The organism is Terriglobia bacterium, from assembly GCA_036496425.1.
Classification (GTDB): Bacteria; Acidobacteriota; Terriglobia; order 20CM-2-55-15; family 20CM-2-55-15; genus 20CM-2-55-15.
Genome location: DASXLG010000400.1, coordinates 1 through 5,979 on the forward strand (window position 1 = coordinate 1; position 5,979 = coordinate 5,979).

3 protein-coding genes are annotated in these 5,979 nt (G+C 56.8%); all 3 read right to left on the minus strand.

All coding sequences use genetic code 11. From position 1 onward, the window contains the following. On the minus strand, positions 1 to 447 hold a 447-nt coding region (locus VGK48_29150), incomplete at its 3' end, for a GMC family oxidoreductase (protein ID HEY2385262.1). An 11-nt stretch (positions 448 to 458) separates the two neighbouring features. Beyond that, entirely contained in the window at positions 459 to 1,820 is a 1,362-nt protein-coding gene (locus tag VGK48_29155) for an FAD-binding oxidoreductase (GenBank protein ID HEY2385263.1), read from the minus strand. Positions 1,821 to 1,874: 54 nt separating this feature from the next. Beyond that, the gene (locus tag VGK48_29160) at positions 1,875 to 5,270 is read right to left on the minus strand and encodes a GMC oxidoreductase (GenBank protein ID HEY2385264.1); all 3,396 of its coding nucleotides are present in this window, start codon (positions 5,268 to 5,270) and stop codon (positions 1,875 to 1,877) included. Positions 5,271 to 5,979 lie beyond the last annotated feature (709 nt).

Below are 5,979 nucleotides of genomic sequence, written 5' to 3' on the forward strand. Positions count from 1 at the left end.
GTGTTCGCTCAGTGTCCGGGGGTGTTGCGCCGAGGCGAGGACAGACAGCGCCCGATCGTAATAAACAGACAGCGCATCATAGGTGACGGAAGCAGGCCAGCCGAATTGGGCGAAGATCTCCGGGTCCGGCTTGATGGCAACATTCGCGTTGATCAGCGATGTACCCCCCAGACCAGAACCCTTGATCACCGAGATGTCGGGATAATTCAGCAGCTCAAAAAGCCCGAGCGGATTGAGGGTGCTGAGGGTGCTGCCGGCGACCTCGGCGAGTGTTTCAGGAAAGTCTTCCGGCTGCCATTCCTTGCCTCGCTCCAGAATGCACACCGAAGGTTTCGGGCTCAGGGCCGCAGAGGCCAGCCGCGCCGCAGCAATGGCGCCGCCGTACCCCGAGCCGATGATGACGAAATCATACTTGCTGCTGCGCTGTTCCCACGGCGTAGTAAGCATCGCCCATTCCGTCAGACGAGATCGCCGAGCAAATTGCTGAAATATGGGTTGAGGAGCCGGTTGCCGGGATCGTAGGTCTTGCGTGCGGCTGCAAACTTAGTCCAACGGTCTCCTAAAGCCTTTACGAGCTGGTCCCGGGTCAGGTACGGCGTTTGATTGAGCAAGGGAGTGGCGCCGTGGTCGCTGCAGAACTGATTGTATGCGAGAAGGAAATCGGGCCAGCCGGGGTTTCCGGTCGACACCGGATCGATCGTCATGACATTGCCGTTGTAGGAATAGGAAAACAGCGACTGCTGATCCTGAAGGATACGGTAACCCACATGAATCATGTCGGTCCGGTACTGGTGCTGCTGGTCGTACTGCTTGCAGAACTGCGAATACTGCGGCAGGATCGAAGGATACAGCTCTTCCGGAAACGCCCAAAGGCTGAACGTATAACGGCTGTCATTGGATACTTTGGGATAATGAATGATCTGGTCTGTGGCGATGGTATTGTCGCTGCAGATCAGATTCTCCAGCTTGAAACGCCACAGGGCTCCAAATCCATCGATAACCTTGTAGCGAGTGTCTCTGTCCGCGATGTCCCCTTCCACCTGAGCACAGAAGGCGGGTCCGGCGACCGCCCACATGTAGTTGCGCAGCGGCCAGACAACGCGGTTGGGAGCGCCGGTGGCCTCGGGGTTGTACTTGCGAAATTCGACCGTGACCAGATCCTGAAAGAAAAAAAAGTAGCACATCATCGAGTAACCCAGCGCCTTCAGGTCGGGAAGCTGCGCGATGAAATCCGTCAGGCTGAAGGTCTTGTGATGTACGGCCAGCGGAATGATCGGCCGGATCTTGTACGTGGCCTCCGTAACGATTCCAAACATGCCATAGCTTGAACGAACGAGCTGCATCAATTCGGGCTGGTCGTCGCTGACTTCGAGAATATCGCCGGAGGGCAGCACCATCCGGATGCGCGTAATGTAGGAACCCACCTGTCCGTACTCTCCAGGCATCGACGCGTCTTTGGTGCCCGCGGTGGCGGCGCTGCCGGCGGACAAGCTTCCGATCTCGGTGTTGACGTAAAACTGCAAGTTGTGTTTTTCGAGTTCCTGCGCAATATCGATCGCGATGGCGCCGGCCTGGACCGTGACCGTGTTTGGGCTGATGTCGAGGATCCGGTTCATATTCGACATTTCTATGAGAGTGCCCCCATCCGCAACGCCGCACGGCGGAGCGGAATGGTTGGAGCCTACAGCCCGCACCGGCGGAGGATAACTTGCCGGATTCGTCAGAATCGCGATGATGTCGCTTTCGCTTGCAGCCTGGACAACGACTTTCGGGTGAGAAACGACATCTCCAAACCAGTTCGTGACGGTGATTTCTGACATCCAACCTCCTCGCTGAATTTAACCTCCACACTTCGCCGCACGTGACACCGTGAATCAGTTGGTTTTACCGAGTTCGGAGCAGATAGTCGGATAAATATCGGTGGCCGCGCTCCTGCCGATAAAACAGTCCATATGTCCGTAGTTCGGGAATGTGATCCAGATGTAATTGTCCGATCCGTTCTTCTCGCACACATACTGGAACGTGTGGTGTGTTCCCTCGGGCAAGAACAACTGATTTTCCGCTCCCTGAATAAATGAGATCGGTATCTTCAGCTTTCCAACATTCGGCATGTACACGTCATTGCCCTGCTCATCCACGACCTGCCCCTTCTGGATCGTCGTCAGGATGTGGTTGAACGCCCGGATATTCGCCACCCCGAACATTTCAAACAACGCGGCGTGTGTCGCCGCGTTCAACTGGTCGTGCTTGTATACCTCCCCATAGATGATCCTCACCTGATGGCACACATTGCTGTTGCACAGCTCTTGCGGCGGAAACATCTGTATCACCACGTCGGCCAGGATGTTCCGCCAGTCGCTCGCAGGCAGGTCGGTGTCCACCGTCTTCTGGCCCAACGCCAGCAGGAATCCCGCCGCATGCATTCCCGCTTTGACCTGATTCAAGGTCGACGTTACGGGAAACAATCCCAGCTGAGAGCAGATCGCCTGTCTCACCCCTTCCAGTCCCGACATCATCGACATCAAGAAGGTCATCGACCCGACACAATGCACTACTACCTGCACCGTCGCGGCTCCCGATACTTCCCTCACCTTGGCGATCGCGGCCGGATAGTCTTTCCGCGCGATGTCGTCCAGCGAAAAGAGAGTCGACGCCGCCGGCAGGTCCGGACTGGCACGATAATCGAACAGCCACACGTCATAGCCGTTGGCGTAAAGATACTCCGCCAGATTGGTGTCCACGGTATCGGTCGCATACGACGACGCCGATGCGCCAAAACCTGGCGACAGCACCACCGGCCCCTTCTTCCCCCCGCAGTAACGCGTCAAGCGCAGCGTCACGTTATCGCTGGTGACCGGGTAATAGAGTTCCGGCGCATTCATCCGCAGGGAGCGCTTCTTCCGCAGCGGCGGCTTGGTCGAATCGATCTGATTCGGTTTCACAACGACGGGACCGTAGGTGTCAAACAACACCCCGGTGAAGAACTGCCCGAACTTTGCCAGCCACTGCAGGCGCTGCTGGTCGTCATCCACGTTCAGTACCTGCATGGTCTGCAGCTGGACCACAAAGTCCTGCGGCTGGATTATCAGAATGCCTTTCCCCAGTACCGGACTCGACGTACTGTCGCCGTCAAATAGCGTCACAAACAGCGTTGTCGTGTCCTTCCACAAATCGTCCGCCGTGTGATCGTTATGGATCAGTTTGATGCCACGGAAGTAGTAGGTCTTGCCCTCCTCCGACGCCAGCTTCAGCAGATAAATCATGTTGCGCGTTTCCACGGCCGAAGGATCTTCCACGAACAACTGGAACACTCCGTCGGATACCGTCATCGGTTCCGCCGACAGCGCCGGTGCGGTCACGGTACCAACCGCCTGGAATTGGTGTTGGGGATCGGTCAACATCAATTCCGCGTCCTCAGCCATCATCGTCAGCACAAACTGCATGGGCGAGTTATCCTGCTGGCCGCGATCGAAGCCCTTTTGGAAATCATCCTTGACCGCTGTCGAGAAGGATCCTTTCATCGTCTCGGTGAACTGTACTGCCGGTGTTAAGGCGGCGGGCTGCCGTTTCACCGGCGCAGCGGTGAAACCGTAGTCGATATTCCAGCCGCGGTCCGCCGCCAGCAGGGCACAGTTGCGCTCGGCGATGGCGGATATCGTCAGCAGCGGATTGATCCCCAAAGGCATTGGAATTATCGAGCCGTCCGACACCAGTAAACCGTCGTAAACCGCACCGTCCGCAGCACCCGAAAAGACCTGGCCTTTGTGATTGACCACGCCTTGATCGGCGCTCTCGGCCATGACGCAACCGCCAAGGGGATGCACCGAGGTCAGGTTCTGATTGGTCAGCTTGCTCGGATTGGCCACGTAGACGCCGCCTAAGCCTTTTGTCGCATCCAGCAGCCGCTGCTTGATTTGCTGGAAAATGGGCTGGCCTCCGACGCCGGGCCAGTCCACACGGAGCCGGTCGTCGGCCAGCAGCATTTGTCCTCCATCGTTGTCGTGCGCCATGACCAGATACGTCTGGGTATTCCTCGTCGCGCCCGCATATGGCCCATCCACCAATGTCTCCAGTTCCCTTCCCTTCTCCGCCACCGCATCCGCAAGATTTGTGCTGAGATCCTTCCCCATGAGCACAGCGGCGCTGGACAGGGTCAGCGGCATGAAATCAGCCACGCCCCCCGGGACGGAGCCTTCCTCGATCACGATTCCATCCTGCACTTGCGGTGTGTTGCGCAGATCGATAATGCCTGTAATACAAGGCCCGACGGGTTCCCGATCGGCCGGATTGTTCGCGCCGAATCCCATACCGTTGATTTCCGTCTCAGTGTTGTAGCTGAAACACAAAACATCCCCATTCCCCGTGAATCGAGAGCCGATGTTGTTCGAAAGCTGCAGTCCGGCGGCTTTCGAGCGAAGGAGAATTTCCGTAGATCCGAGCGTACCGGCTGCGAGTACCACGATGTCGGCAGTGATGAACATCGCCGGGCCGTCAAACTGTTCCTGTCCCGACTCCACCAACTGATAGTGAACAAGCCACTGGTCGTTCTTACGCTCCAGAAAACGAACGCAAACCTCAGTGTAAATTTCGGCTCCGTGATTCCAGGCATCCGGAAGGTAATTCATCAGCGTCGTGTTCTTTGCGCCGTAGTTGCAACCGGTGACACAGTCGCCGCAGCCGACGCAGGCATGCTGCTCGACGCCGAACGCATTCACCTTGTCTTCAAAAGTGACGTTGATCGGCAAGCGATAAAAGTTCCCGTTCACGCTCTTGGCCGATGTATCCAACGCCTGCAGTTTTCGGAGGGCGGGAAAGTGATCGGGGTATGGACTCGGTGTGAGCATTTGCGTGGCGCGCGTGTACCCGTCGGCCAGGCGCGTGGCCGTATCGCTGCGGAATGCGGCCGGCCAGCGCGCATCATCGAACACGCGCGGGTCCGGATGGGCCGCGACATTCGCATTGATCAATGAGGTACCGCCGAGGCCGCAACCGACGAGTACATTGATATCTTGATTGATGCGGAGATCGAGTAAAGCCGCGCGCGAACCTATATGACCGCCGGGAGAATCCAGCTGGATCTCGCGCAGCACTTCAGCCGGCGTGTCGGGATATTCGCCCGGAATATATTCGCGGCCGCGTTCCAGAATGCAAACGTCCTTACCGGCGCGCGACAAACGAGATGCCGAGATCCCGCCGCCGTAACCGGAACCGACGACCACAACGGTGTAATGGTTCTTGAGCTGTTGAACTGGGGTAGAGAGACGCTGCATCGATGACCTCCGGAAGCGATTCGAATCCTTCCAGTTAAGCCACCCGTCCTGGGCAGCGTCAGATCCTGCGGGGACCGTAGAATATTCGCGGGTTGAAGCCAAGTCAATGCCGAATGACCTTGAACTCGTCGGTATATTGTCGATTCCCAACCAACTCTCTCCTGGCCATTTCGATTTCCCGTTCATCAAGAAGTTATCAGCTATTTGATGTACGTGAAACCAGGGCAAGGTCAGTTTTGGAATGGAAAGCGCAATACTGGTTGGTTGGTGAGCCGGTGTCTGCTAACATCTGTGGCCATTGATCGCATTGCAATCTAACGGGCCTGGGCAACCTGATGGTTCAACATGATGCGGATGGCCAGATCGTAGTTCTGGGCGTCATTGCGCTTTTCGTGTGGGGCGCGTGGCCCACGAGTATTTGGGTTGCAGTATTTTTTGGAGTCGCCTGCTGTTTTCACTGGCTTGCTCGTCAAGCGACAATTCATACCACATCCGAGCTGTTCTCTTGGAGAAAACTGTTTGCCGCGCTACGTGACACTGCCCTAGGGTGACTGCGAGTGTGTCTCTCCTCGCCCTTATTCAAATCCTCGTAGAATTGAACTATTTCTTTGCCGGTCCCATTACTTGGGACACCATGTTTTTGTGGGAGAATCGCTTGGCGGCAGTCCAGCGTCGACTTTCCGGTATCGTAGGTTTCCAGACGACGTTG